This is a genomic window from Aeromicrobium sp. Leaf289, assembly GCF_001423335.1.
In the GTDB taxonomy this organism is placed as follows: domain Bacteria; phylum Actinomycetota; class Actinomycetes; order Propionibacteriales; family Nocardioidaceae; genus Aeromicrobium.
Map to the genome: position 1 here is coordinate 1,335,282 of NZ_LMNK01000002.1, position 22,677 is coordinate 1,357,958.

Here is a 22,677-nt window from a genome sequence, read left to right on the forward strand (position 1 = left end):
GGGCGTCGCTCAGAGCCCGTGCACCTGGACCTCGCTCGCCTTGACCACCAGGTGGACGCGTCGGCCGGGCTCCAGCCGCAGCTCGGCGACGGCGTCGACGGTCACGTCGGCGCTCACGACGTCGGTCCGCACGAGCGCGCGCCGGCCGCGCGGCTCGACCGACGTGACGGTGGCGGGCCACACGTTGCGCGGGCTCCCGACGGGGGCGTCGAGGTGCACCGCGACCGCCGCCGGGTCCAGGACGGCCACGGCCGGGCTGCCGTCGGGGAGCGCGGCCGTGGCGGCGTGCACCACCAGTCCGTCGTCACCGTGCAGGCCCGGGCCGGTCGCGGTGCCGCGCACCAGGTTGAGTCCGGCGAGGTCGGCGGCGAACCTGCTCCGTGGCTGCTCCAGGACGCGCGCGGTGGGGCCGACGTCGACCAGACGGCCGTTCTCGACGACCGCGAGCCGGTCCGTCAGCAGCAGGGCGTCGAGCACGTCGTGGGTGACCAGGACGGCCGTCCCGCCGTCCTGCCGACGTCGGCGCAGCACCTGCGCGAGCGCCGAGCGCAGCAGGGGGACGGTGCCCGCGTCGAGGGCGGCCATCGGCTCGTCGAGCAGCAGCAGACGTGGGTCGGGGGCCAGTGCCCTGGCCAGGGCGACCCGAGCCGCCTGACCGCCCGACAGGGTGCCGGGCCGACGGTCCGCCAGGTCCGCGCAGCCCAGCTCGTCGAGATGGTCGCGAGCGGTCTCCCGTGCCGCGGCCCTCGAGGCGCCCGCGCTGCGTGGGCCGAAGGCCACGTTGTCGAGGACGCCGAGGTGCGGGAACAGCAGCGGTTCCTGCGCGAGCAGGCCGACGCCGCGCTCGTGCGGGGCGCACCACGTGCCGGAGGCGGTGTCGAGCAGGACCTCGCCGTCGACGACCACGCGACCGTGCTGCGGACGCAGCGTGCCGGCGAGCGTGGCGAGCACGGTCGACTTCCCGGCACCGTTGGGCCCCACGAGGCCCAGCGTGGTGCCCGGCGCGACGTCGAGCTCGAGCATGACGCCGCGGTCGGGGGCGTCGACGACCAGCTGCACGCTCACAGGGAGGACCCCCGTCCGCGGACCAGCGCGATCACGGCGACCGCCGCGACGACGAGCAGCAGCGACAGCGCGACGGCGGCGTCGGGATCGGTCTCGCGCTGCAGGTAGATCTCGAGCGGGAGCGTGCGCGTGACCCCCTGCAGGCTGCCGGCGAAGGTGATCGTGGCGCCGAACTCGCCCAGCGCGCGGGCGAACGCCAGCACGGCGCCGGAGAGCAGACCCGGGAGCACGAGGGGGATGCTGACCCGGCGCAGGACCCTGGTGGGGCGGGCCCCGAGCGTCGCGGCCACCACCTCGTAGCGCCGACCCGCCGTGCGAAGGCTGCCCTCCAGACTGATCACCAGGAACGGCAGAGCGACGAACGTCTGCGCCAGCACCACCGCGGTCGTGGAGAACGCCACCTGGACGCCCAGCACGTCCAGCGACTCGCCCAGCAGCCCCCGCCGACCGAACGTGGCCAGCAGCGCGATGCCTCCCACGACCGGTGGCAGCACCAGCGGGAGCAGGACGAGCGCGCGCAGGAGCGCCTGGCCGGGGAACCGGGCGCGCGCCAGCACGAAGGCCATGGGCACGCCCAGCACGATGCACAGCACCGTGGACACCGCCGCCGTCCGCAGGCTCAGCCAGAGGGCCGACCGCGCCGACTCCGACGTCAGCAGCGACGGCAGGTCGGTCCACTCGACGCGAGCCAGCAGGGCCACGAGCGGCAGCACCACCAGGGCGGCGCCGGCCGCAGCGGGCACCCAGATCCAGCCGGGCAGGTCGCCGGAGGTGGGGGAGCGGTCCCCGCGGGGCCAGCCCGCCCCCCGCCCCCCTGCCCCGCGCCGCCCAGCGGGGGCCTGCGCGGGAGTCGGCGTGGTCACGGCGGGCCGAAGCCGGCGTCGTCCAGCACCTTCTGACCCTCGTCGCTCGTGACCCACTCGACCCAGTCCTGTGCGAGCCCGGGCTGGCGGGCGTCCGCGAGCGCTGCGATCGGGTAGGTGTTGACCACGTCCTCGGCGCCGGGGACCTCGACGGTCTCGACGTCGTCGCCCGCGGCCTCGGCGTCCGTCACGTACACGAGGCCTGCGTCGGCCTCGCCGGCCGCGACCTTGGCCAGCACGTCGGTCACCGACTGCTCCTCGCTGTCGGGAGCCAGCGTGACGCCGTCCTTCTTCGCGAGCTTCTCGGAGGCGGCACCGCACGGCACCTGGGGCGCGCAGACCACGACGTCGAGGTCGGGGTTGCCCAGGTCGGCCAGCGACGTGACGTCGCCCGGGTCGTCCGGTGGGGTGACGATGACGAGCGTGTTGGTGGCGAAGTCCTGCGGCTCGCCCTCCACGAGGTCCTCGTCGACGAGCGTCGTCATGTTCTTCTCGTCGGCCGAGGCGAACACGTCGGCCGGGGCGCCCTCGGCGATCTGCGCGGCGAGGTCGGACGACCCGGCGAAGCTCAGCTCCACGGTCACGCCCTCGTTCTGCTCCTCGAAGCGGTCGGCGAGCTCGGTGAACGAACCCTTCAACGAGGCCGCCGCGAACACGGTGAGCGTGCTGTCGACGTCGGCCCGGGGGTCCACGGCGTCGCTGTTGCCGCAGCCGGACAGGACCAGGGGGAGGGTCAGGACGAGCAGGGCGAGACGCTTCACGGGGTGACCTCCAGCGAGACGTTGGTGGACTTGACGGTGGCCCAGGCGATGGCGCCGGGCTCGAGGCCGAGGGCGTCGACGGACTCGCGACTGACGAGGGAGACCACGCGGTAGGGCCCGCAGACGAGCTCGACCTGGGCCATCACGGTGTCGGCCGTGACCCGCGTGACGATGCCGCGCAGCCGGTTGCGCGCGCTCGTGTGCTCGGGTCCGTGGTCGGGGGTCGCCGCGTGGTCGGCGGCGAGCCTCGCGAGGTCGACCCCCTCGATGCCGGCCCGGCCGTCGGCGTCGACCGGGTTGAACCGGCCCTGCTGCTGCCAGCGTCGTAGGGTGTCATCGCTGACGCCGACGAGCGCGGCGGCGTCGGAGAGCCTGTGCACGACCATGACCGGAGCCTAGCCGCACTCGCGGCGGAACACCGACGAACCAGCCGCAGGTGCGGCACGACAGAGCAGCGGAGGACGCATGGCCGGTTCCAGTCGAGGCAATCCCAAGCTGGGGGACATCCTCCGCTCCGTCGGGGTCCTCGGCGCAGCCCTGCTGCTGGTCTGGGCCGCGACGCAGCTCCTGTTCGGCAGCACGCCCGAGACGCCTGACGTGCCCGCGGTCGACTACTCCGCCGTGCTGCCGGGCGCCGAGCGCGAGACCGGGGCCGACCTGCTGGCGCCCACGTCGCTGCCGGAGGGCTGGAAGGTCACGTCGTCGCGGGTGCGCGACGGCGTGTGGAGCCTGGGGACGTTGACGTCCGACACCGACTTCATCGGGCTCACGCAGGCACCCGAGGGCGAGGACGCCGCCGTCGACGAGTACGCCGAGGGCAGCGAGCGGGTGGACGACGTGCAGGTCGGTGGCGAGACCTGGACCCGCTGGACCTCACCGGACGGCGAGAGCACCTACTCGCGCGAGGTGGAGGGTCCCGAGCAGCGCACCACCGCCGTCGTGACGAGCGACGTGGACCGCGCGACGCTCGAGCAGTACCTCGCGTCCCTCGCCTGAGCCGGGCGGTCGATCCCGGTCAGGCCTCGTCGTCCTCGTCGTCGTGGTGGCCGGCGGCACGGTCGAGCCGCGCGCGGGCGCCGTCGAGCCACCGCTGGCAGACGGCGGCCAGGTGCTCGCCGCGCTCCCACAGGGCGAGCGACTCCTCCAGGCCGACGCCACCGTTCTCGAGCCGCTGGACGACGCTGACCAGCTCGTCGCGGGCCTGCTCGTAGGAGAGCTCCTGCCCGTCGGGCTCCGTCTCGGGGGCGGGGTCAGTCGTCATGGCGGGTCTCCTCGGTGCGGTCGGTGGTGACGTGGGCGCTGCCGTCGGCCAGGCGCACGACGAAGGCGTCGGGGACGTCGTTGACCGACGTGAGCACGTGCCCGTCGGCGGTCTGGGCCACGGCGTAGCCGCGCTCGAGCGTGGCCAGTGGCGACAGGGCCCGCACTCGCGCGAGGTGGTGGCCGACGGCGTCGTGCTCGCGGTCGAGCCGGTGCCCGAGCGCCCGGTGGGTGCGTTCGCGCAGGTGCGCCAGGGCGTCCTCCTGGGCGTCGACGAGCGTGAGTGGCGCGGCGAGCACCGGCCGGGAGCGCAGCTGGGCCAGCGCGTGCGCCTCGTGCGCGACGAAGCCCGAGACGGCCCGGCGCAGGCGGGCGCGGACACCGGCGAGCCGGTCGTTCTCCTCGGCGGCGTCGGGGACCACCCGCTTGGCGGCGTCGGTGGGTGTGGACGCGCGGACGTCGGCCACGAGGTCGAGCAGCGGTGTGTCCTGCTCGTGGCCGATGGCGCTGACCACCGGCACGCGGCAGGCGTGGACGGTGCGCACCAGGGCCTCGTCGGAGAACGGCAGGAGGTCCTCGAGCGACCCGCCGCCGCGCGCGACCACGATGACGTCGACCTGCGACGCGAGCTCCTCGACGGCGGCGGCCACGGCGCGGGCCGAGCCGCTGCCCTGCATGAGGGCGTGCCGGACCTCGAACCGCACCCCGGGCCAGCGCAGCCGGGCGTTCTCGAGCACGTCGCGCTCGGCCGCCGAGGCGCGGCCGGTGACCAGGCCGACGGTGCCGGGCAGGAACGGCAGCGGCTTCTTGAGCCGGGCGTCGAACAGGCCCTCGGCGGCCAGCAGCTGCTTGCGGCGCTCGAGCTGGGCGAGCAGCTCGCCCTCGCCGGCGGGCCGGATCTCGCGGATCTGCAGGGTCAGCGACCCGTTGGGCTCGTAGAACTCCGGCTTGGCGTGCACGACCACCCGCGCGCCCTCGGTGACCGGGGCGGGAGACGCGTCGAGCACCGAGGCGTGGCACGTGGCGCGCACCGAGAGAGTGGCGCGCAGGTCGCGCAGGACGAGGAAGCAGATGCCGGGACGACGGGTCAGCTGGGCGACCTCGGCCTCGACCCACACCGGCCCGAGCCGGCCGACCCACTGCCCGATGAGCGTGGAGACCTGGCGCAGCGGCGCGGGGGAGTCCGCGCTCGTGTCCAGGGCCATGGCCCACACCCTAGGAGGTCGCCCCGACGCTCCGCGCCACCCACGGCCCTCCCCGTCCCGGCCCGTCGGAGGCAGGTGACGCACCGAACGAGCCCTCAGAGGTAGGTGACGCACCGAACGGCTCGCCCGGAGGTAGGTCTCGCACCTCGTCGACGGCCGATGAGGTGCGAGACCTACCTCCGAGGCCGGAGGCGGCGGCGGACGTCCTCGACGTCTGCCCCCGGTCGTTACGATGAGGTCATGACGACCAACGTGCACCTCGGCATGCCCCCCGTCGGCGGGAGCGTCCTCCTCGCCGACCCGCGCGGCTACTGCGCAGGCGTCGACCGCGCCGTCATCACGGTCGAGAAGGCGCTCGACCTCTACGGCGCCCCCGTGTACGTGCGCAAGCAGATCGTGCACAACAAGCACGTCGTCAACACGCTGGCCGACCGTGGCGCGATCTTCGTGGAGGAGCTCGACGAGGTGCCCGAGGGCGCCACGGTCGTGTTCTCCGCCCACGGCGTGTCGCCGATGGTGCACGCCGAGGCGGCCGAGCGGAGCCTCAAGACGATCGACGCCACCTGTCCGCTGGTCACCAAGGTGCACCACGAGGCGCGTCGGTTCGCCGCCGACGACTACCGCATCCTGCTCATCGGTCACGAGGGCCACGAGGAGGTCGAGGGCACCGCGGGCGAGGCTCCCGAGCACATCACGCTCGTGCAGAGCCCGGCCGACGTCGACGACCTCGAGTTCCCCGAGGGCACCAAGCTGTCGTGGCTGTCGCAGACCACCCTGAGCGTCGACGAGACCATGGAGACGGTGCGCCGGCTGCGCGAGAAGTTCCCGCAGCTGGAGGACCCGCCGTCCGACGACATCTGCTACGCCACCCAGAACCGTCAGGTCGCGGTCAAGGAGATCGCGAAGGACGCCGACCTGGTCATCGTCGTCGGCTCGTCGAACTCCTCCAACTCGGTGCGCCTCGTCGAGGTCGCGCTCGAGGCCGGCGCCAAGGCGTCGTACCGGATCGACGACATCAGCGAGTTCGACGAGGCCTGGCTCGACGGCGTCGAGACCGTGGGCGTCACGTCCGGCGCCTCGGTGCCCGACGACCTCGTGCAGGACGTGCTGACGTACCTCTCGGAGCACGGCCACCCCGACGCCGCCGCCGTCCGCACCGCCGACGAGACCCTCACCTTCGCCCTCCCGCCCGAGCTGCGCAAGGACATGAAGGCCGCCGGCCTCGTCTGAGCAGTCCCACGATTCCCATCAGGTGATGGGAATCCCCCACTCACCTCGGTGTTCCCTCCAGGGTCAGCGAGGAAGAACCAGGGGGAGCTCGTGATTCCCATCAGGTGATGGGAATCGCCGACCCGGGTCGCGGCGCTCAGCGCCGCCGGTCGGGCTTGACGACCAGAGCGGTGCCGCCACCGCGGCGCTCGGGCTCGGCGACCGCGATGAGCCGACCGCGCCGGTCCTGCTCGATCGCGGCGGCTGCGCCGATCTCGGCCTGCGAGGTGAAGGCGTCGCCCGACGGCGTGAGCTGCTGGCCGAATGGGGCGAGCAGCGAGCCGTACTGCTCGATGAACGCGGGCTCGGCGGGCGTCACCGCGACGTTGCGCTGCGACGCGCGCGGTGCGGCCACGGCCTGCGGCAGGGTCATGCCGAGGTCGATGCGGTTCACCAGCACCTGCAGCACCGTGGTGATGATGGTGGCGCCGCCCGGCGAGCCGACGACGTACTTCACGCGGCCACGGTCGAGCACGATGGTGGGCGACATCGACGAACGCGGACGCTTGCCGGGCTCGATGCGGTTCGGGTCCTTCGGGTCGTAGACGGCCGTGAAGTCGGTCAGCTCGTTGTTGAGCAGGAAACCGCGGCCGGGGACGGTGATGCCCGACCCACCGGTCTGCTCGATCGTGAGCGTGTACGAGGCGGCGTTGCCCCACCGGTCGACGACGGACAGGTGGGTGGTGGAGATGTTCTCGGTGTCGGGCTTCTCCTCGTTGGCCACCGTGGCACAACCGGAGCCGTCCAGTGCGCCGGCGGCGACGGGGCGGCTCGACGCCTTGGTGGGGTCGATGGTGCAGGCCCGCGAGTCGGCGAAGCGCTGGCTGAGCAGCGTCGACGTCGGCACGCCCGGCACGTCGCCGACGTAGGCGGCGCGGTCGGCGAAGACCCGGGCGGAGGTCTCGAGGAACAGGTGCAACGACGTGCCGAGGCGCTGCCCCCCACCGAGCCGGAACCCCTCGAGGATGTTGAGCGCCTCGCCCACCGCGATGCCACCGGAGGACGACGGCGCCATGCCGAACACGTCGAGGCCGCGGTAGCGGGCCCGTGTCGGCGCCTGGCGGTCCACGCGGTACCCGGCGAGGTCGCGCTCGGTCATGGAGCCGGCGGGTGCGGGCAGGTCGGCGGCAGGGTCCTTGGGCGGTGCCTGCACGGTGCGGGCGACGTCGCGGGCGACCGCGCCGGTGTAGAAGGCGCGTGGTCCCTTCGCCGCGAGGAGCGAGAGCGTGCGGGCGAGATCGGGGTTGCGGAACGTGCTGCCGACCTTCGGTGCGTCGCCGCCCGGCAGGAACAGCTTCGCCGTGGCGGGGAAGGCCGCGAAGCGCTCGGCGTTGTCGAGCGTCTGGCTGCGGAACGTCTCGTCGACACGGAAGCCCCTCGAGGCCAGGGCGATGGACGGCGCCAGGGCCTTGCGCAGCGACCACCTGCCGTGGTCGCGCAGCGCCGCCTCCCAGGTGGCCGGGGTGCCGGGGACGCCGACGGCCACGCCGGACGAGACGAGGTCGGGCGTGAACGGGTAGGGCTCGCCGGTCTCGGGGTCGATGAACGCGTCACGGGTGATGCCGGCGGGCGCGGTCTCACGGCCGTCGATCGTCGACACCTTCTTGCGCTTCGCGTCGTAGTAGACGAAGTAGCCGCCACCGCCGATCCCGGCGCTGTAGGGCTCGGTGACGCCCAGCGCCGATGCGGTGGCCACGGCGGCGTCGGCCGCGTTGCCGCCACGCTTCAGCACCTCGAGTCCCACGCGGGACGCCTCGGCGTCGACGGACGACACGGCTCCACCCGAGCCGACGGCGGTCGACGAGCCTGAGGGTGGTCCCGGGGCCGGCGTGCGGGCCTCGGCGGCCGACGTCGTGGCGACGAGCGCGGTGGTGGCCAGCCCGACGGCGAGCAAGCCGGTGGTGAGGCGGACGGACGTGCGTGCGGTCATGGTGCGACCTGCTTCCCCCGAAGTCGGCCCTGGCTGGGCCCGGTCGTGTCCACGCTAGGCAGCCCCCGGACCCCTGGCAACCCCACGCGGACGAGACCTACGCTGACTCCCCGACCCCAGGAGGACCCATGACAGAGCTGCGCATGACCACGACGCTGGAGCCCCGCGGGCCGGCGGCGGCCGTCGTGCTCACCGACGAGCAGGTGGCCGGGCTGGGAGACGGGAAGACCTTCCCCGTGGCCGTGACGATCGGTGGGACGACGGTGCCCCTGCGGCTGGCCCGGATGGGCGGCGAGAACCTGGTGGGGCTCAGCAAGGCCGCCCGTGCCACGTTGGGCGTCGAGGTCTGGCAGACCGTCGACGTGGTGATCCGGCGCGACGACGCCCCGCGCGAGGTCGAGGTGCCACCCGCGCTGGCCGAGGCGCTGGGGTCCGCCGGTCTCCGCGCCGCCTTCGACGCGCTCGCCCCTTCGCGGCGCAAGGAGCACGCGCGCAGCGTGGCCGACGCGAAGGGCGACGACACCCGGGCCCGGCGGGTTCAGAAGGTGCTGGACGCCCTCAGCGGCTGAGGCTCGCGACGATCGTGAAGCTGGCGGCGAGCCGCTCGGGCCGGTCGGTCAGCCGGAACTCGCCGGGCGCCTCGGGGTGCGGCGTCATGTGGCCCGGCAGCGCGACCCACGGCACGCTGTCGTGCTCGAGCACCGTCTCGAGGACCATGCCGTGCGCCATGAGCGCGGTGAGGATCTCCGCGAGACCGTGCGCCCACTCCCGGGACGGCAGCCCGGGCAGCGTGTGGTCGGCCGGGTCGACGTAGGACGCGGTGTCCTCGAAGACGAGGGGCTCGACGTGCTCGGCGTACGGGTAGACCAGCTCGATGCGGTCGTCCACGACGTCGAGGGTGCCGAGCATGGGGTGGCAGTCGCGGAACACCAGCCGCCCGCCGGGGCGCAGGAGCGCAGCGACGGTGGCGGCCCACCGGTCGATGCTGGGCAGCCAGCAGATCGCACCGATGCCGGTGTAGACGAGGTCGAAGCGTTCGCGGCCCAGCGCCTCCGGTGCGTCGAACACGTCGGACTCGACGTAGCCGATGTCGGCGCCGACCTCGGCCGCGAGCGCGCGGGCCTCCGCGAGCGACGCGGGGGAGAGGTCGAGCCCGGTGACGGTGGCCCCGAGGCGGTGCAGGCTGAGGGTGTCGGTGCCGATGTGGCACTGCAGGTGCACCGTGTCGAGGCCGCTGACGTCGCCGAGCCGTGGCAGGTCGAAGCGGACGACGTCGCTGATCGCGGCCGAGTCACGGCGGTAGCGGTCGAGGTCGTAGGACGCCGCGGCGGCGTGCCGTGCGGCACGGCTGTCCCACATGGCGCGGTTGAGCCGCAGGTACTCCTCCACGGGTCAGACCGTGCGACGGGCCGGACGGGCGACCCGCGCGCGACGCGGGTGGTGGGGGTCGGTCACGATCCGGGCCACGACCGCGGCGAGGGCCAGTCCGTGGCCGACCATGAGCGTGACGCCGCGGTCGATGACGCCGGTGAGGGTGCGTCCGAACCAGCCGGTGCCGTCGGGCAGGCCGGAGACCTCGACCGCGTCGGGCGATGCGGCCGCCACGACGCCCACGAACACGAGGAGCAGCACGGGCGGCAGGACGCCGGCCGGCAGCAGCGAGCGGACGTCGACCGCGAGCGGCACCGTGACCACGACGAGCACGAAGCCCACGGAGAAGATCAGGCCGAGGCGACCGTCGGTGACGACGTCGAGCGAGGTGATGGCGGCGAGGGCCATCGTGGCGAACAGGATCGACTGCCGGGCCCCGAGATCGTGACGGGCCAGTCCGGCAGGCGAGGGTGCCACGGAGGCTGCCATGCCTGTGACGCTAGGGCATCGGACCGACAGAGTCGTGGCGGCGCGCTGGAACGGCGGGTCTCAGGCGGGTCCGGGGGTGGGGGCGGCCGCGGGGTTGCCGGTCGATCCGCCGGCGACCTGGTACGACCAGACCTCGCTGTGGGTCGACACCGGCCTGGGCGCGTCGCCGCCACCGCGCTCGGACTCCGACCGGTGGCCGTGCGCGAACGACGGCGAGGCCAGCCAGGCCTGGAAGGCGTCCTCGTCGCGCCAGCGGGTGATGACGAGCCACTGGGTGCGCTCGTCGGTGGGCTGGAGCAGCTCGAAGCCCTCGAACCCGTCGGCTCCGTCCACGGCACCGGCGCGGGCGGCGAAGCGGTGGGCCAGCTCGTCGCCGGCGTCGTCGGGCACGGTGATGGCGTTGATCTTGATGACGGTCATGCGGCCATCGTGGCACCTGGGTCCGTACGCTCGGGCTCATGCTCACCGGGTCGGACTTCCCCGAGCGCGTGGAGACGCCGCGGCTCGCGGTGCGCCGCTTCGTCGACGCGGACGCCCCGAGGGTGCTCTCGATCCTCTCCAGGCTCGACGTGATCCGCTGGCTCGACAACCCGCCGTTCGTGCCCATGGCCGACCTCGACGCCGCCCGCGCGTGGGTCGTGCGGGTCAACGCTCGCGAGGCCGAGGACCCGCTGCAGGCGTGGCGCGCGCTCGAGGTGCGCGAGACCGGGGTGATGGCGGGGACGGTGCTGGTGTCGCGGATGGAGCGCATCGACGGCGGGTTCGTGGGGGAGTACGAGCTGGGCTGGCACCTGCACCCCGACAGCGCCGGGCACGGGTACGCCACCGAGGGCGCGGCGGCCCACGCCCGCAGCGCCTTCGCCGCCGGACACGCCTCGCTCGTCATCGGCATGTACCCCGACAACGCGCCGTCGGCGGCGGTGGCTCGGCGGCTCGGCGCGGAGGACCTCGGCGAGGTGCCCGACGACCCCTGGTACGGCGGGGTCAGCCGGCACTTCACGCTGCGTCCCGAGCACCTCGACGCCACCGAGGTGCGGGAGTAGGTTCGCCGCATGAGCACCTGCACGCAGTGCGGCAGCCGTCCCGGCGCCCACGAGACCGTGTCGGGGCGGCTGCTGTGCGGCGACTGCTACCGCCGGCTCGCCGAGTTCTCGGGCGCGGGCTCGGCCATGGTCGGCGGCGCGTCGCCCGAGCAGGCCGTGGGCACCGGGCTGGCCACCGGCGGCTGGGCCGGCGCTGCGGACGGGGAGACCGCGGCCCTGCGCCGACGTCGGGCCAAGCTGGCCGCGACCGAGGGCTTCTGGCGTCGCCTGTGGGTGCGGGTCTGGGGCTGATGCGCGCCGTCGGGCTGCGTGAGCCGGACCAGTAGGCTGGTTCCTCGTGGCACTCAGCATCGGCATCGTCGGACTCCCCAACGCGGGCAAGTCGACCCTCTTCAACGCCCTGACCAAGAACGACGTCCTCGCGGCGAACTACCCGTTCGCGACGATCGAGCCGAACGTCGGCGTGGTCGGCGTGCCGGACTCGCGGCTCGAGAAGCTCGCGGAGATCCACGGCTCGGCCAAGATCCTCCCGGCGACGGTCCAGTTCGTCGACATCGCCGGCATCGTCCGCGGCGCGTCCGAGGGCGAGGGCATGGGCAACGCGTTCCTCTCGCACATCCGCGAGTCCGACGCGATCTGCCAGGTCACCCGCGTGTTCCGCGACGAGGACGTCACGCACGTCGACGGCAAGGTCGACCCGAGCAGCGACATCGAGACCATCTCGACCGAGCTGATCCTCGCGGACCTGCAGACCGTCGAGAAGGCGGTCCCGCGGCTCGAGAAGGAGTCGCGCAAGGACAAGTCGCTCGCGGCCCAGCTGGCCGAGGTGCAGAAGGCCCAGACCGCGCTCGAGGCCGGCACCGGAGTGCTGAACGCCGGGCTCGACCTCGCGCTCCTGCGCGACCTGCACCTGATGACCGCCAAGCGGTTCCTCTTCGTCTTCAACTGCGACGCCGACGAGCTGGCCGACGAGGCCCTCAAGCAGAAGATGCGCGACATCGTGGCTCCCGCCGAGGCCGTGTTCCTCGACGCCAAGAGCGAGGCCGAGCTGGTCGAGCTGGGTGACGACGAGGAGGCCGAGGTCATGCGGGCGGAGATGCTCGCCGAGATGGGCGTCGAGGAGCCGGGCCTCGACGCGCTGGCCCGCGTCGGCTTCGACACCCTCGGCCTGCAGACCTACCTGACCGCCGGGCCCAAGGAGACGCGCGCCTGGACGATCCCGAAGGGCGCCACCGCCCCCGAGGCCGCCGGCGTGATCCACACCGACTTCCAGAAGGGCTTCATCAAGGCCGAGATCGTCTCCTTCGACGACCTCGTCGAGGCCGGGTCCATGGCCGCAGCGAAGTCGGCCGGCAAGGTCCGCATGGAGGGCAAGGAATACGTCATGGCCGACGGCGACGTGGTGGAGTTCCGCTTCAACGTGTAGGTCGCAGCCCATCCGGCCGAGTCGGACATGGTCGCGCGGCCCGTCGTTCGCGGGAAGGTCCTCCCGTGGAGGACGCCTCGGATCCGGTCGCAGCGATCCCCAGGTAGGCAAGCCATCGAGCCCGTGACGCGGAACGTCGAGGTCGTCGCCGGGGCGGCGTCGGGTCGTCGTCCTGTGGACCGACTGATCTCCGTCGTGTGAGGGTGACGCCATGAGCCGTCAGAAGGTCTCCGCCGTCCCGATCCTGCGTGTCGCCGACGTCGACGCGTCGCTGCCGTGGTGGGCGCGGCTCGGGTTCGCCGAGGAGTTCCGGCACGTGTTCGAGCCGGGCCTCCCACGGTTCGTCGGGGTCGTGCGCGACGGGTGCCGGGTGTACCTGTCCGAGCACACCGGTGACGCGCCCGGGCCGTCGCTCGTCTACCTCTGGGTGCCCGACGTCGACGCGATCGCGGCCGACCTCGGCGTCGAGGTGGAGGAGAACCCGTGGGCGCGCGACTGCGAGGTCGTCGACCCCGACGGCAACCGGGTCCGGGTGGCGACGGCTCCGTGACGACGCCCGGTGTCGTTCGCCCGACGGTGGTCGCCCTGCGTCGCTACCCGGTGAAGTCGATGGGCGGCGAGGCGCTGCACAGCGTCGAGCTCGACGCGCGCGGTCTGGTGGGCGACCGCTGGTACGCCGTGGAGGACGAGGACGGACGGTTCGCATCGGGCAAGGACAGCCGCCGCTTCCGTCGGCGCGACGCGGTGTTCGAGCACGCGGCGTGCACGACGGACTCCGGCGAGGTGGTCGTGTCGAGCGGAGCGGGTACGTGGACGGTGGGAGACGCGGTGCTCGACGCCGAGCTGAGCACCGTCATGGAGGCCGCGGTGCGGGTGCTGCCGGAGGCAGGTGTCGGGCACCAGGACCAAGGGGCGGTGTCGCTGGTCGGCACGGCCACCCTCGCGTGGTGCGCCGAGCGGTGGAGCGTCGACGCGGACCCGCGTCGGCTGCGCGTCAACGTCGTCGTCGACACCGACGAGCCGTTCGTCGAGGAGACCTGGGTGGGTCGTTCGCTCACCCTCGGGAGCGTGGTCCTTCGCGTCGTCGAGCGGGTCCCGCGATGCCGGATGGTCGACGTCGCGCAGGACGGGACCTCCGCGGAGGGGTCGTTGCTGAAGCACCTCGGCGCGGAGCGTGACCTCTGCCTGGCGGTGTACGCCGACGTCGAGACGCCCGGCGTCCTCGCGGTCGGAGACCCCCTGCACCTCGCCTGAGCGACACAGCCGCGGGCAAGGATGCTTCCTTCACGCGGCACGGTCCACGCGAAGGGAGAAGCCCTCATCGCGCAGAGGGAGAATCGTGCGTGGCCCGGGTCAGCCGAGGGCGAGGAGCGACAGGACGAGGCCGGTCCACGCGGCGGCCGTGCGGGCGAGGTCGGAGCGGGCCAGTCGGCGCAGCAGCGCCGGGGTGGGGCCGTCCGACCCGAGCCGTCCGTGGGTCGGGGCGGCGACCGAGGCCGTGAGCAGGAGGGTGACGCCGTGCGCCGCGACCGCCGCCAGCACGAGCGGGCGCGGATCGGCCAGCGCGGCCCACCCGCCCATGGCGAGGAGTGCGGCGTAGAGCGGGGCCACGAGCGCGACGATGCGCCTCGAGTGCGCCTCGTGCGCGGCGGCGAAGCCCTCGCGCCCGACCGCGGCGAGTGCTGGGTAGACGACCACCGACACCGTGGTCTGGAACGCCGCGTGCGCGGCGCCGACCACGGCCAGCGCCACGACCGGGTCGATCACGCTCAGTCCGTGCCGACGGGGCGCCGCGCGATGAACTGCTCCACGAGGATGTCGCCGTGCCCGGCGTGCCGGGCCAGCTCGGCGATCATGTGGCCGTAGAGGTACCGCAGGGAGACCGGGCCGTCGTGCCACGGCCAGGTCTCGTCGAGGTCGTGCTGGGCGGCCACGACGCGCGAGCGGTCACAGGCGTCGTCGTAGTCGGCTCGCACCGACTCGATGGTGTCGTCCTCGGCCAGCTCGAAGCTCTCGGCCGGCGTGCGGGGCAGGCGCAGGTCCTCGCGCGGGACGCCGGCCACGCGCGAGTGGAACCAGACCTTCTCCACGAACGTCGCGTGCTTCACGAGGCCCAGGACGGTGGTCATCGACGACACGAGCCGGGTGCGCGCCTCGGCGTCGTCGAGCTCGTCGAGCAGCAGGGCGATCTCGGTCCGCTGCGCGTCGAGCAGACCTTCCAGGACGGTCCGCTCGTCGGCGGTGTGCAGGCTCATGACCGCCACGCTACGCGCCCCGGCGGTGCGCACCCCCGCGCGCGGCCGTCGGGTGCGAGGATGGGCCCGCCATGTCGACCGAAGCCCTGCAGACCGCTGTCGTGACCATCCACACCGACGGGGGATGCACGCCGAACCCGGGTCCGGGCGGCTGGGGCGCGGTGCTGCGCTACGGCGAGCACGTGCGCGAGCTGTGCGGCGGCGAGCCGGGCTCGACGACCAACAACCGGATGGAGCTGACGGCGCCGATCATGGCGCTGGAGATGCTGAACCGGCCGAGCACGGTGCACCTGCACACCGACAGCACCTACGTGCGCAGCGGCATCACGTCCTGGCTCGCCGGGTGGGAGCGCAACGGCTGGCGCACGGCGGCGAAGCAGCCGGTCAAGAACGTCGACCTCTGGCAGCGGCTCAAGGCCGCGTGCGACCGGCACGAGGTGGAGTGGTTCTGGGTGAAGGGTCACTCCGGGGTCAGCGACAACGAGCTGGCCGACCAGCTGGCCACGCGGGGGATGCGCGAGGCGATGGGCGCGCGACGAGCCTGAGGCTCAGCGGCGGCGGGAGGAGCCGGTCCGCAGCGCGTCGAGGGCCTGTGCGCCCATGAACGCGTAGAAGCCGATCGTGCTCGCGAGGATCGTGCGGGCGGTCTGCATCCCTCGACGGTAGGGCCCTTCGTCCCGGGCCGCCTCCTGAGAACCGCGACTGGGGCGACCGTCCCAGGACGAGGTCGCCGGGGAGCGGGGTCGTCCGGGCGTCGTCAGTCGTGCGTCGGAGGGCGGGAGATCCGGATGGAACGCGGCGATCCGTCGGGGTTGCGCCGGACCCGGCCGTGGCGCTCGTCGTCGTCCTCGTCCGGCGACGGCATGACGTGGGCGGCACGCTTCTGCCGCTCGAGCTCCTCCTTGGCGTCCGCACGCGAGGGGCTGAAGAAGTTGTCCATGACGCCCATGCCGTTGCCCATCGTGCCCAGGCCCTCGCGGCCGCCGGGCTTGTCGAGCGAGCGCTGGAACAAGTACAGCGCCAGCACCAGCACGGCCAGCACGCCCACGGCGAACAGCACGATCCCGACCCACTCCATGTCCTGAGGGTACGCACGCCACCGCGCCACGGCCCGCGTCCTGACGCGCTCGCGTCGGTTCGTCCGACGCAGATCGACCCGAACGCGTCGAGACGGGGCGTGCGGTGGAGGTGGGGGGAGTCAGGCGGGGGCGCGGCGGTGGCCGCCCGCGTGCTCGGGCTCGTCCTCGGCCGCGGGGGCCAGGGCGACGGCGATCGCGGTCGTCACGGGAACCGCGAGGACGAGTCCGATGGCACCCACGAGCGTGCGGACGATCTCCTGGCCCAGCTCCTCGGTCGACGCCATCTCACCCAGGGGCCGGGAGTACGCCGTGATGAGCAGCAGCACCGTCATCGCCGAGCCCGCGTACGCGAACACGAGGGTGTACACGCTCGAGGCGATGTGGTCGCGGCCGATCCGCATGGCCGACGTGAACAGCTTGGCCGCGTTGGCGGTCGGCTGGAGCGCGCGCATCTCCCACACCGCGCTCGCCTGGGTCACGGTCACGTCGTTCAGCACGCCGAGCCCCGCGATCACCATCGTCGCGGCCACGACCCCCGACATCGACAGGTCGGGCACGGTGGCCACCAGCGTCCGGTCGTCCTCGGAGCCGATGCCGGTCAGGCTCGACCAGTCGGTCGCCAGCGCGCCCAAGAGCGCCGTGGCGACGATGCCGAAGTACGTGCCGAACAGGGCGCTGGTGGTGCGGATGCTCACCCCGTGCGCGAGGTACAGCACGAGCGTCATGATCACCGTCGAGCCCACGATCGCCACCGGGAGCGCGGCCCTGCCGGCCAGCAGGGCCGGGAGGATGAACTGCATGAGCGCGAGCAGCGTGACGCCGATGCCGACGAGCGCGAACAGGCCACGCCAGCGGGCGACCGCCACGACCAGCACGGCGAACGCGATGGCGAGGGCCAGCAGCGGGAAGCTGCGCTGGAAGTCGTAGAACTCGAACGTCGCCTCCTGGCCCGCGGGCGCGATGCGGATGACCTCGATGTCGTCGCCGACGTCGATGCCGGCCTGGAAGCGCGCCGAGTCGAGCACGAACGAGGCGTCGCCGGCGTCGGTCTCGGCCGTCACGTTGGCGCAGTCGCCCGCCACGGTGGGCAGGTTGTCGGGCCCGACCCCGCCCGAGCCGCAGTCGAACGGCTTGACGGCGGTGACGGTGGCGTCGACCAGGCTGACACCCTCGCCGCTCAGCGGGTTGGCGTCGCGCGGGACCTCCGACGCCGACGGCCACAGCATGACCATGGCGACGACCGCCACGAGCGAGATGGCCCCCACCACGACGGCGAGGGTCGCGGCCAGGCCCCGGCGGGGCGGGCCGACGTCGAGGTCGTCCAGGGAGTGCGCGTGTCCGTGAGCCACGGGAGACAGCGTGCCACGATGGGCCACGTGAACGACGCACAGGACACGGGACCGGACGACGGAGGAAGCGCCGACGTCGAGCACCTGCCGGGTGCCGTCGGGGGAGCGATCCGCATCGGACGCACCGTCCGCCGCCCCACGGGGCCCTGGACGCCGGCCGTCCACGCCCTGCTCGACCACCTCGCCGCGGAGGGCCTCGGCGGTGTGCCACGGGTCGAGGGTGTCGACGAGGAGGGTCGCGAGGTGCTCAGCTACGTCGAGGGTCGCGGCGTGCCGGTCGACCAGGAGGTCGTGCTCGACACGGTGCTGGTCGAGGCGGTCACGTGGCTGCGTGAGTACCACGACCTGGTGGAGGACTTCCGCCCCGACGAGCCGCTGCGGTGGCGCGGCACCGGCGACGAGCCGGTGCTCCTGGAGGCCGACCAGATCATCTGCCACCACGACCCCGGCGCGTACAACTGGATCATCCAGAGCGGCCACTTCGTCGCGATGATCGACTGGGACATGGCGGGCCCCGGGCGTGCGATCGACGACCTCGCCTTCTCGGTCTGGACCGGCATCCCGCTCTACCGCGACATCGGTGCGCAGGAGACCGCCCGACGTCTGGACCTCGTCGTGGAGGCCTACGGGGAGTGGGGCCCGGTGACGCTCCTCGACGCCGTGGTGGCGCGGATGACGACGGCCAGCGAGCGGATCGCCGCGGGCATCGCCCGGGGAGATGCCGGCATCGCGAACCTGCAGAAGGTCGGCGAGCCGCAGCGCACGCGCGACCGCGTGGCGGCCTTCCGGGAGCGGATCCCCGCGATCCTCGACGCCCTTTGCTGACCGACAGGACCACTCGATCGACCGGAGCGCCGACCAGGATGTGACCCGCATCACTCCTAGGATTCGCCCATGGACTCCGCGCTCTCGACCGTCGGGCTGCCCATCGCGCTCGGGATCATCATGTTCGGGCTGGGCCTCTCGCTCACGCCCGACGACTTCCGGCGCGTGGCCCGCCACCCGAAGGCGGTCACGGTGGCCCTGGCCTGCCAGCTCGTCGTGCTGCCGGTCGTCTGCTTCGGCCTGGTCACCGCGTTCGACCTCGACCCGCTGCTCGCCGTCGGCATGCTGCTGCTCGCCGCGTCGCCGGGTGGCACGTCGGCCAACCTCTACAGCCACCTGTTCCGGGGCGACGTCGCCCTGAACGTGTCCTTGACGGCGATCAACTCGATCATCGCGATCGGGTCGTTGCCGCTCATCACCAATCTCGCGATCGCCCACTACGGGCTCGACGACGAGGTGTCGCTGCAGTTCCGCAAGGTCGTCGAGGTCTTCGTCGTCGTGCTCGCCCCCGTGCTCGTGGGCATGCTCGTGCGCGCGAAGAGCCCTGGCTTCGCCCAGCGCGCCGACAAGCCGGTGCGCATCGCGTCGGCCGTGATCCTGCTGGTCCTCGTGCTCGGGATCCTGGCCAGCACCGGCTCGGACGCAGGTGACTACCTGGCGCAGGTGGGCGCGGCCGCCACGCTGTTCTGCGTCGTGAGCCTCGTGGTGGGGTTCTTCGTGCCGCGGCTCGTCGGCCTCACGCCAGCGCAGGCGGTGGCCAGCTCGTTCGAGATCGGTGTGCACAACGCCACCCTGGCCATCTACGTGGCCGTCGAGGTGCTCGACGACACCGACATCTCGGTGCCGGCGGCGGTCTACGGGCTGCTGATGTTCCCGCTCGCAGCGGTGTGGGGCGTGGTGCTCACCCGAGTGCTGCTGCCCGGCGAGGGACGGCGCCGCGCGGCGTCCCGAACGTCGTGAAGGTGCCCTCGGACCACAGCACCGACGTCGGCTCCGTGGCCGCCAGCCCGGGAAGGCCGGCCGCCTCGACCAGGGTGTCGTCGAGCGACACCAGCTCGGCGCGGTGCAGCGGCCATGCCTGGTGCGTGTTGGGGACCCACCAGGTCCGGCCGAGGACCCGGGTGTGCAGCCCGAACCGGGCGGTCACGAAGTGCTCCAGCTCGCTCGGCTCGTGGAGCGGCTCGACGGGGCGCACCTCGATCCGCCCGCCCGCCCCGCGCGGCCCCGGCCACCGACGACGCGACGTGTAGCGGTGCCGGTCGTCGTGCTGGTCGACCCGCATCCGGGCCCAGGTGTACGGCGTGCCGAAGACGATCCGGGCCAGGGCCGACACGAGCAGCCGTGAGGACTCCAGCGACAGGAACACCACGCCGTGGCGGCCTGCGTCGTCGACCGAGTAGAGGCGCACGTTGGTCTCGTGGAACGTGCCCAGCCACGGCACCGCGGGCCCCGTCCCGAACCCGGCACGTTGCATCCGGAAGGGGATGAGGCCCACGTAGGTGCTGCCGTCGAGCACGTCGGGGCGCACCCCGGGCGGCATGAATCGCTCGACGGTCGACGGGTCGACCGCCCAGTGCACGAAGGCGATGTCGGCCCACGTCTGGCGCATGATGCTCGGCCCGTCCAGCGGGGGTCCGTCGGGGTTCACGCTCCTAGTCTCGTGCGGGTCGCACCGGTCCGCTGGGCGACGGGAGCGCCACCCGGCGGTCGAGCTCGAGCTCGTCGAGGAACCGCTCGTCGTGGCTGACCACCAGGAGCGCCCCCCGGTAGCCGCGCAGCGCCTCCACGAGGTGCCCGACGCTCACGAGGTCCAGGTCGTTCGTCGGCTCGTCCAGCAGCAGCAGCTGGGGCGCGGGGTCGGCCAGCAGCACGCACGCGAGGGCCGCGCGCAGCCGCTCGCCCCCGGACAGCGTCACCACGATCCGCTCCGCCGCACGGCCACGGAACAGCAGCCGTGCCAGCTGGGCCCGCACGTGCTGGGGGTCGGCCTCCGGAGCCACCCGACGCACGTTCTCGAGGACGGAGGCGTCCTCGTCCGGGAGCGTCGGCCGCTGGGCGAGCCTGCCGACGGGCACGCTCACGGTCGCGGACCCGGTGGCCGGGGCGAGCCGGCCGAGAGCCACCTCCAGGAAGGTGGTCTTGCCGCTGCCGTTGGGCCCGGTCAGTGCCACGCGCTCCGGCCCCCTCAGGTGCAGGGCCACCTCGGTGCCGACGTGCGGGAGCACGAGCCCCTCGGTGACCAGCACGTCACGGGTGCGCGGAACGGCCGTGTCGGGCAGCTCCAGGCGGATCTCGCGGTCGTCGCGGACCAGCTCCTCGGCCGCGTCGAGGTCGGCTCGTGCGCGGGCCACGTGCTCCTCGTGCGCGCCGCGGAGCTTCCCGGCCGACACCTCGGCCGCCATGCGCCGGCCGTGGGCGACGATCTTCGGCACCCGCTTCTCGGCCTCGGCCTTGTGCGCCGTCCGCTTCCGCTGGGCGAGCTTGGCGCGGGCCTCGACCAGCTCACGTTCCTGACGCCGCACGTCCGCCTTGGCGTCGCGGACGGCGCGCCCCGCCGCCTCCTGCTCGGCCGCCACGACCTGCTCGTAGACGGAGAACCCGCCCGTGACGGTGCGCACCCGTCCGGCGTGCACCTCCACGATCGTGTCCATGCGCTCGAGGAGCTCGCGGTCGTGGCTCGCGACGAGGGCGACCCCGCCGAACGCGCCGAGCGCCGACGTCAGGTGCGCGCGGGCGCGTCGGTCGAGGTTGTTCGTGGGCTCGTCGAGCAGCACCACGTCGGGCCTGCGCAGCAGGCGGGCGGCCAGGGCCAGCAGCACGAGCTCGCCGCCGGAGAGGCTCGACGCCTCGCGCGACAGGCCGAGCGAGCCGAGCCCGAGCCGAGCGAGCCAGGCCGCGGCTCGTTCCTCGACGTCCCAGTCGTCCCCGACCCGGTCGAAGTCGGCCTGGTCGGTGCTGCCCGCCTCGATGGCGCGCAGCGCGACGAGGGTGTCGGCGACGTCGAGGACGTCGGCCACGGTGAGCCCCTCGACGGTCCGCACCGGGTCCTGCGGCAGCAGCTCCAGCGACCCCGTGGTCAGGACGGAGCCGCCCGTGGGGACGAGGTCGCCGTGAGCGAGGCGCAGCAGCGTGGACTTGCCGCTGCCGTTGCTGCCGACGAGCCCGTGCAGCCCGGGCCCGAGGTCGAGGTCGACGTCGGACAGGGCGGGTGCGCCGTCGGGCCAGGTGTGAGTGACGTGGTGGAAGGACAGGGATGCAGCCATGGGGGCCTCCTGAGGGTCGTGGCGGGCTGGAGCGGTGTGAGCCGCGCGAGCGCGCCGTCAGGAGGACACGACGTCAGGACGTCCCGAGAGTCCGGGCACGCGCCCGGGGTCGCAGGAGCAACCGTGAACGAGGTCGACGAGGCGCGCAGCGTCGAGCGGACGCGCGCAGGGCTCGGACCTCAGAACTTCACGGTGGCAGATCACCTCACGGATCGGGGACCCCCAGGCTACTACCGTGCGGCCATGAGCTCCACCCCCTCCGAGGCACCTGCCACCGCACGTCGGCTCGGTCTCGAGCCCCACCCCGAGGGCGGGTGGTACCGGCAGACCTGGCGCTCCCCGGTCGACGTCACGCTGCCCGACGGACGGGTCCGCCCCACCGCGACCCTCATCTGGTTCCTGCTGCCCGCGGGCGAGTCGTCGGCGTGGCATCGCGTGGCGTCCGACGAGCTGTGGCTCGCGCACACCGGGACCGTCGTGCTGGAGCTCGGGGGCGACGGTCGGGCGCCCGCTGCCGGGCAGCGGCACCACGTCGGCGTCGGGGCGGGGGAGTCGAGCCAGGTGCTCGTCCCTGCAGGGCGGTGGCAGCGCACCGTCCCGACCGACGAGGAGGCGCTCGTCAGCTGCATGGTGTCGCCGGGCTTCGACTTCGACGACTTCACGCTGCACCACGGCTGAGTCCCGCCCCTCCGAACCCCGTCCTACCATCGTCGCCATGAGCGAGATCTGGTTCGACGAGCGCGACGACGCCGACGAGCTCGTCAAGGCGCTGGAGGCCGAGGGCTACACGGTGACCGCCCGACGCGAGGGCTTCGCGGGCGAGGACGACGCCGAGGACCATGCGTGGGCGGTCGTCGTCGAGCCCTTCGACGAGCGGGTCGTCGAGATGGTCGACGTGTACGGCGGCTGGCTGCCGGGCGACGAGCGGCTGTCCGAGGATGCTCCGGCCCCCGACCTGCCCGACGGCCCGAAGCGGCTGAAGCGGGAGGGGTAGGCGTCGTCCTCGTCCTGTCCTGCGGCTGCGCTGGCTCGGCGGGTGCTGGTCCTGCGGGTGCGCTGCCTCGGCTCTGCGCGGAGGTGGGCCCCGAAAGGGGCCTCGACCGGGGAGCTGGGTGCGTGGTGGCCCGGGTTCTCGGGCCTGCGTCCCGTCGCTCCCGGGAGGTAGGTGGCCCGCGCTACGGGCGAGGGTGGAGGGAGGTGGCCCGCGGATGGAGACCCGCTATC

General features: G+C 73.3%; 29 protein-coding genes. 13 read left to right on the forward strand and 16 right to left on the reverse strand.

Features of this window, described 5'->3' with window-relative positions; genetic code table 11:
• Nucleotides 1-9: 9 nt before the first annotated feature.
• The 4 genes from ASF37_RS10480 to ASF37_RS10495 all read right to left on the reverse strand — a co-directional run bounded on the left by ASF37_RS10480 (nucleotide 10) and on the right by ASF37_RS10495 (nucleotide 3,075).
• Nucleotides 10-1,065, reverse strand: coding sequence for a sulfate/molybdate ABC transporter ATP-binding protein (locus tag ASF37_RS10480; protein ID WP_235499977.1), 1,056 nt, complete (start codon nucleotides 1,063-1,065; stop codon nucleotides 10-12).
• Nucleotides 1,062-1,808, reverse strand: a complete 747-nt coding sequence (locus ASF37_RS10485; RefSeq protein WP_369815229.1) for an ABC transporter permease — start codon at nucleotides 1,806-1,808, stop codon at nucleotides 1,062-1,064. Before ASF37_RS10485 ends, ASF37_RS10480 begins: the two co-directional genes overlap by 4 nt.
• 116 nt (nucleotides 1,809-1,924) lie before the next feature.
• A complete protein-coding gene (modA, locus tag ASF37_RS10490; protein ID WP_055964732.1) occupies nucleotides 1,925-2,689 on the reverse strand; it encodes a molybdate ABC transporter substrate-binding protein in 765 nt (254 codons plus the stop codon).
• A complete protein-coding gene (locus ASF37_RS10495; RefSeq protein ID WP_055964735.1) occupies nucleotides 2,686-3,075 on the reverse strand; it encodes a molybdopterin-binding protein in 390 nt (129 codons plus the stop codon). Before ASF37_RS10495 ends, modA begins: the two co-directional genes overlap by 4 nt.
• A 79-nt stretch (nucleotides 3,076-3,154) precedes the next feature.
• On the opposite strand from ASF37_RS10495, the gene ASF37_RS10500 reads away from it, so the two are divergent.
• On the forward strand, nucleotides 3,155-3,685 hold the full coding sequence (locus ASF37_RS10500; RefSeq protein ID WP_056580280.1) for a DUF4245 domain-containing protein: 531 nt from the start codon (nucleotides 3,155-3,157) through the stop codon (nucleotides 3,683-3,685).
• Nucleotides 3,686-3,704: 19 nt separating this feature from the next.
• Here ASF37_RS10500 and ASF37_RS10505 read toward each other — a convergent pair whose 3' ends face one another.
• Nucleotides 3,705-3,950, reverse strand: coding sequence for an exodeoxyribonuclease VII small subunit (locus ASF37_RS10505; protein ID WP_056580282.1), 246 nt, complete (start codon nucleotides 3,948-3,950; stop codon nucleotides 3,705-3,707).
• Nucleotides 3,940-5,154, reverse strand: a complete 1,215-nt coding sequence (gene xseA, locus ASF37_RS10510; RefSeq protein WP_056580284.1) for an exodeoxyribonuclease VII large subunit — start codon at nucleotides 5,152-5,154, stop codon at nucleotides 3,940-3,942. The genes ASF37_RS10505 and xseA overlap by 11 nt, the downstream gene beginning before the upstream one ends.
• A 240-nt stretch (nucleotides 5,155-5,394) precedes the next feature.
• Between xseA and ASF37_RS10515 the strand changes: the two genes are divergently transcribed.
• Complete coding sequence (locus ASF37_RS10515) at nucleotides 5,395-6,384, forward strand: 4-hydroxy-3-methylbut-2-enyl diphosphate reductase (RefSeq protein ID WP_055964747.1); 990 nt, start codon at nucleotides 5,395-5,397, stop codon at nucleotides 6,382-6,384.
• A 136-nt stretch (nucleotides 6,385-6,520) separates the two neighbouring features.
• Here the strand turns inward: ASF37_RS10515 and ggt are convergent, their stop codons facing one another.
• The gene (ggt, locus tag ASF37_RS10520) at nucleotides 6,521-8,353 is read right to left on the reverse strand and encodes a gamma-glutamyltransferase (RefSeq protein ID WP_056580286.1); all 1,833 of its coding nucleotides are present in this window, start codon (nucleotides 8,351-8,353) and stop codon (nucleotides 6,521-6,523) included.
• Nucleotides 8,354-8,481: 128 nt separating this feature from the next.
• Between ggt and ASF37_RS10525 the strand changes: the two genes are divergently transcribed.
• Nucleotides 8,482-8,922 carry a YdeI/OmpD-associated family protein gene (locus tag ASF37_RS10525; protein WP_056580289.1) on the forward strand — a complete coding sequence of 147 codons (441 nt, stop codon included), beginning with the start codon at nucleotides 8,482-8,484 and terminating at the stop codon, nucleotides 8,920-8,922.
• Here ASF37_RS10525 and ASF37_RS10530 read toward each other — a convergent pair.
• Genes ASF37_RS10530 through ASF37_RS10540 form a run of 3 tightly spaced genes read right to left on the reverse strand, consistent with a single transcriptional unit; the run spans nucleotide 8,912 to nucleotide 10,633 of the window.
• Complete coding sequence (locus ASF37_RS10530; protein WP_056580291.1) at nucleotides 8,912-9,742, reverse strand: bifunctional 2-polyprenyl-6-hydroxyphenol methylase/3-demethylubiquinol 3-O-methyltransferase UbiG; 831 nt, start codon at nucleotides 9,740-9,742, stop codon at nucleotides 8,912-8,914. The two genes, ASF37_RS10525 and ASF37_RS10530, sit on opposite strands and share 11 nt — an antisense overlap.
• Before the next feature lie 3 nt (nucleotides 9,743-9,745).
• Nucleotides 9,746-10,213 carry a DUF6542 domain-containing protein gene (locus ASF37_RS10535; RefSeq protein ID WP_056580292.1) on the reverse strand — a complete coding sequence of 156 codons (468 nt, stop codon included), beginning with the start codon at nucleotides 10,211-10,213 and terminating at the stop codon, nucleotides 9,746-9,748.
• Between the two features lie 60 nt (nucleotides 10,214-10,273).
• On the reverse strand, nucleotides 10,274-10,633 hold the full coding sequence (locus tag ASF37_RS10540; RefSeq protein WP_056580294.1) for an antibiotic biosynthesis monooxygenase: 360 nt from the start codon (nucleotides 10,631-10,633) through the stop codon (nucleotides 10,274-10,276).
• Nucleotides 10,634-10,671: 38 nt separating this feature from the next.
• Here ASF37_RS10540 and ASF37_RS10545 point away from each other — a divergent pair, with 38 nt between their 5' ends.
• From ASF37_RS10545 to ASF37_RS10565, 5 genes are all read left to right on the forward strand, one after another.
• Nucleotides 10,672-11,256, forward strand: a complete 585-nt coding sequence (locus ASF37_RS10545; RefSeq protein ID WP_056580296.1) for a GNAT family N-acetyltransferase — start codon at nucleotides 10,672-10,674, stop codon at nucleotides 11,254-11,256.
• A gap of 9 nt (nucleotides 11,257-11,265) precedes the next feature.
• Nucleotides 11,266-11,547 carry a hypothetical protein gene (locus ASF37_RS10550; protein WP_055964770.1) on the forward strand — a complete coding sequence of 94 codons (282 nt, stop codon included), beginning with the start codon at nucleotides 11,266-11,268 and terminating at the stop codon, nucleotides 11,545-11,547.
• 46 nt (nucleotides 11,548-11,593) lie between these two features.
• Complete coding sequence (gene ychF / locus ASF37_RS10555) at nucleotides 11,594-12,682, forward strand: redox-regulated ATPase YchF (RefSeq protein ID WP_055964773.1); 1,089 nt, start codon at nucleotides 11,594-11,596, stop codon at nucleotides 12,680-12,682.
• Between the two features lie 211 nt (nucleotides 12,683-12,893).
• Nucleotides 12,894-13,232: a glyoxalase superfamily protein gene (locus ASF37_RS10560; protein WP_055964777.1), complete on the forward strand. Its 339-nt coding sequence runs from the start codon at nucleotides 12,894-12,896 to the stop codon at nucleotides 13,230-13,232.
• Entirely contained in the window at nucleotides 13,229-13,936 is a 708-nt protein-coding gene (locus ASF37_RS10565) for an MOSC domain-containing protein (protein WP_156368166.1), read from the forward strand. Before ASF37_RS10560 ends, ASF37_RS10565 begins: the two co-directional genes overlap by 4 nt.
• A gap of 99 nt (nucleotides 13,937-14,035) precedes the next feature.
• On the opposite strand, the gene ASF37_RS10570 is transcribed toward ASF37_RS10565, so the two are convergent.
• A complete protein-coding gene (locus ASF37_RS10570) occupies nucleotides 14,036-14,449 on the reverse strand; it encodes a hypothetical protein (protein ID WP_056580300.1) in 414 nt (137 codons plus the stop codon).
• Between the two features lie 2 nt (nucleotides 14,450-14,451).
• On the reverse strand, nucleotides 14,452-14,937 hold the full coding sequence (locus ASF37_RS10575; protein ID WP_056580302.1) for a DinB family protein: 486 nt from the start codon (nucleotides 14,935-14,937) through the stop codon (nucleotides 14,452-14,454).
• Nucleotides 14,938-15,008: 71 nt separating this feature from the next.
• Between ASF37_RS10575 and rnhA the strand changes: the two genes are divergently transcribed.
• Nucleotides 15,009-15,482 (forward strand): ribonuclease HI, encoded by a 474-nt coding sequence (rnhA, locus tag ASF37_RS10580; RefSeq protein ID WP_055964788.1) that lies wholly within the window; start codon nucleotides 15,009-15,011, stop codon nucleotides 15,480-15,482.
• A gap of 212 nt (nucleotides 15,483-15,694) precedes the next feature.
• Here rnhA and ASF37_RS10585 read toward each other — a convergent pair whose 3' ends face one another.
• Together ASF37_RS10585 and ASF37_RS10590 are read right to left on the reverse strand one after the other, a co-directional pair.
• Complete coding sequence (locus ASF37_RS10585; RefSeq protein WP_055964792.1) at nucleotides 15,695-16,015, reverse strand: hypothetical protein; 321 nt, start codon at nucleotides 16,013-16,015, stop codon at nucleotides 15,695-15,697.
• Nucleotides 16,016-16,135: 120 nt separating this feature from the next.
• Nucleotides 16,136-17,365 (reverse strand): YibE/F family protein, encoded by a 1,230-nt coding sequence (locus ASF37_RS10590; protein ID WP_156368167.1) that lies wholly within the window; start codon nucleotides 17,363-17,365, stop codon nucleotides 16,136-16,138.
• A 27-nt stretch (nucleotides 17,366-17,392) separates the two neighbouring features.
• Here ASF37_RS10590 and ASF37_RS10595 point away from each other — a divergent pair, with 27 nt between their 5' ends.
• Together ASF37_RS10595 and ASF37_RS10600 are read left to right on the forward strand one after the other, a co-directional pair.
• The gene (locus tag ASF37_RS10595) at nucleotides 17,393-18,190 is read left to right on the forward strand and encodes a phosphotransferase (protein WP_235499978.1); all 798 of its coding nucleotides are present in this window, start codon (nucleotides 17,393-17,395) and stop codon (nucleotides 18,188-18,190) included.
• Nucleotides 18,191-18,259: 69 nt separating this feature from the next.
• Nucleotides 18,260-19,150, forward strand: a complete 891-nt coding sequence (locus tag ASF37_RS10600) for a bile acid:sodium symporter family protein (RefSeq protein ID WP_055964802.1) — start codon at nucleotides 18,260-18,262, stop codon at nucleotides 19,148-19,150.
• On the opposite strand, the gene ASF37_RS10605 is transcribed toward ASF37_RS10600, so the two are convergent.
• A complete protein-coding gene (locus ASF37_RS10605; protein ID WP_235499979.1) occupies nucleotides 19,092-19,838 on the reverse strand; it encodes a YqjF family protein in 747 nt (248 codons plus the stop codon). The genes ASF37_RS10600 and ASF37_RS10605 overlap by 59 nt on opposite strands.
• 4 nt (nucleotides 19,839-19,842) lie before the next feature.
• A complete protein-coding gene (locus ASF37_RS10610; protein ID WP_056580309.1) occupies nucleotides 19,843-21,453 on the reverse strand; it encodes an ATP-binding cassette domain-containing protein in 1,611 nt (536 codons plus the stop codon).
• Between the two features lie 243 nt (nucleotides 21,454-21,696).
• Here ASF37_RS10610 and ASF37_RS10615 point away from each other — a divergent pair, with 243 nt between their 5' ends.
• Nucleotides 21,697-22,131, forward strand: coding sequence for a cupin domain-containing protein (locus tag ASF37_RS10615; RefSeq protein WP_055966307.1), 435 nt, complete (start codon nucleotides 21,697-21,699; stop codon nucleotides 22,129-22,131).
• A 37-nt stretch (nucleotides 22,132-22,168) separates the two neighbouring features.
• The gene (locus tag ASF37_RS10620; RefSeq protein WP_055964808.1) at nucleotides 22,169-22,447 is read left to right on the forward strand and encodes a hypothetical protein; all 279 of its coding nucleotides are present in this window, start codon (nucleotides 22,169-22,171) and stop codon (nucleotides 22,445-22,447) included.
• The last annotated feature ends 230 nt before the right edge of the window (nucleotides 22,448-22,677 follow it).

Bases quoted from the DNA above. Each gene is read 5' to 3' on its own strand.
- ASF37_RS10495 (WP_055964735.1), bottom strand. From the start codon at position 3,075: ATGGTCGTGCACAGGCTCTCCGACGCCGCCGCGCTCGTCGGCGTCAGC.
- ASF37_RS10600 (WP_055964802.1), top strand. From the start codon at position 18,260: ATGGACTCCGCGCTCTCGACCGTCGGGCTGCCCATCGCGCTCGGGATC.
- ASF37_RS10550 (WP_055964770.1), top strand. From the start codon at position 11,266: ATGAGCACCTGCACGCAGTGCGGCAGCCGTCCCGGCGCCCACGAGACC.
- ASF37_RS10535 (WP_056580292.1), bottom strand. From the start codon at position 10,213: ATGGCAGCCTCCGTGGCACCCTCGCCTGCCGGACTGGCCCGTCACGAT.
- ASF37_RS10545 (WP_056580296.1), top strand. From the start codon at position 10,672: ATGCTCACCGGGTCGGACTTCCCCGAGCGCGTGGAGACGCCGCGGCTC.
- ASF37_RS10500 (WP_056580280.1), top strand. From the start codon at position 3,155: ATGGCCGGTTCCAGTCGAGGCAATCCCAAGCTGGGGGACATCCTCCGC.
- ASF37_RS10620 (WP_055964808.1), top strand. From the start codon at position 22,169: ATGAGCGAGATCTGGTTCGACGAGCGCGACGACGCCGACGAGCTCGTC.
- rnhA (WP_055964788.1), top strand. From the start codon at position 15,009: ATGTCGACCGAAGCCCTGCAGACCGCTGTCGTGACCATCCACACCGAC.
- ASF37_RS10585 (WP_055964792.1), bottom strand. From the start codon at position 16,015: ATGGAGTGGGTCGGGATCGTGCTGTTCGCCGTGGGCGTGCTGGCCGTG.
- ASF37_RS10560 (WP_055964777.1), top strand. From the start codon at position 12,894: ATGAGCCGTCAGAAGGTCTCCGCCGTCCCGATCCTGCGTGTCGCCGAC.
- ggt (WP_056580286.1), bottom strand. From the start codon at position 8,353: ATGACCGCACGCACGTCCGTCCGCCTCACCACCGGCTTGCTCGCCGTC.
- ASF37_RS10525 (WP_056580289.1), top strand. From the start codon at position 8,482: ATGACAGAGCTGCGCATGACCACGACGCTGGAGCCCCGCGGGCCGGCG.
- ASF37_RS10575 (WP_056580302.1), bottom strand. From the start codon at position 14,937: ATGAGCCTGCACACCGCCGACGAGCGGACCGTCCTGGAAGGTCTGCTC.
- ASF37_RS10610 (WP_056580309.1), bottom strand. From the start codon at position 21,453: ATGGCTGCATCCCTGTCCTTCCACCACGTCACTCACACCTGGCCCGAC.
- ASF37_RS10615 (WP_055966307.1), top strand. From the start codon at position 21,697: ATGAGCTCCACCCCCTCCGAGGCACCTGCCACCGCACGTCGGCTCGGT.
- ASF37_RS10540 (WP_056580294.1), bottom strand. From the start codon at position 10,633: ATGACCGTCATCAAGATCAACGCCATCACCGTGCCCGACGACGCCGGC.
- ASF37_RS10515 (WP_055964747.1), top strand. From the start codon at position 5,395: ATGACGACCAACGTGCACCTCGGCATGCCCCCCGTCGGCGGGAGCGTC.
- xseA (WP_056580284.1), bottom strand. From the start codon at position 5,154: ATGGCCCTGGACACGAGCGCGGACTCCCCCGCGCCGCTGCGCCAGGTC.
- ASF37_RS10505 (WP_056580282.1), bottom strand. From the start codon at position 3,950: ATGACGACTGACCCCGCCCCCGAGACGGAGCCCGACGGGCAGGAGCTC.